Genomic DNA, 599 nt, shown 5'->3' with positions numbered 1-599 from the left:
CGATTTTTCTTTCTCTTCCTCCGGGTACTTAGATGTTTCAGTTCCCCGGGTGTGCCCCTGTATACCTATGAATTCAGCATACAGTTCATGATGTTAATCATGAGGGTTTCCCCATTCGGAAATCTCCGGATCACAGGCTATTTGCGCCTACCCGAAGCTTATCGCAGCTTATCGCGTCCTTCTTCGACTTCTGGTGCCAAGGCATTCACCATGTGCCCTTTGTAGCTTGACCTTTAAAGAATATATTCGAAAAAATATATCATATTAAATCAATTACAAAGTTAAACTTTGCCTTAACTTAATTAAAAATAACTTTACTTACTATGCAATTTTCAAAGTACAATGGTGGGTTTAAATGGACTCGAACCATCGACCTCACGCTTATCAGGCGTGCGCTCTAACCAGCTGAGCTATAAACCCATGTGGTGGAGAATAAGAGATTCGAACTCTTGACCCCCTGCGTGCAAGGCAGGTGCTCTCCCAGCTGAGCTAATCCCCCACATAAATAAAATAGAGAATTACATTGAATTCTCAAAATTAAACAGAGATAAGAATGAACCTTCATGAAAACTGCGTTTTCATGTCGACTCCTTAGAAAG

General features: G+C 41.1%; 2 tRNA genes and 1 rRNA gene. All 3 read right to left on the bottom strand.

The annotated features are described in order from the left end of the window. Nucleotides 1–232, bottom strand: a 23S ribosomal RNA gene (locus ACJDT4_RS23320); the annotation flags it as partial. Nucleotides 233–343: 111 nt separating this feature from the next. Then, nucleotides 344–420 (bottom strand) — tRNA-Ile (locus tag ACJDT4_RS23315). Between the two features lie 3 nt (nucleotides 421–423). Further along, nucleotides 424–499: transfer RNA gene (locus ACJDT4_RS23310), tRNA-Ala, on the bottom strand. Nucleotides 500–599: the final 100 nt, after the last annotated feature.

It is taken from the genome of Clostridium neuense (assembly GCF_045310695.1).
Classification (GTDB): domain Bacteria; phylum Bacillota; class Clostridia; order Clostridiales; family Clostridiaceae; genus Clostridium_S; species Clostridium_S neuense.
Note: the sequence above shows the minus strand (reverse complement) of the source record. Positions and strands in the feature narration are given on the sequence as shown.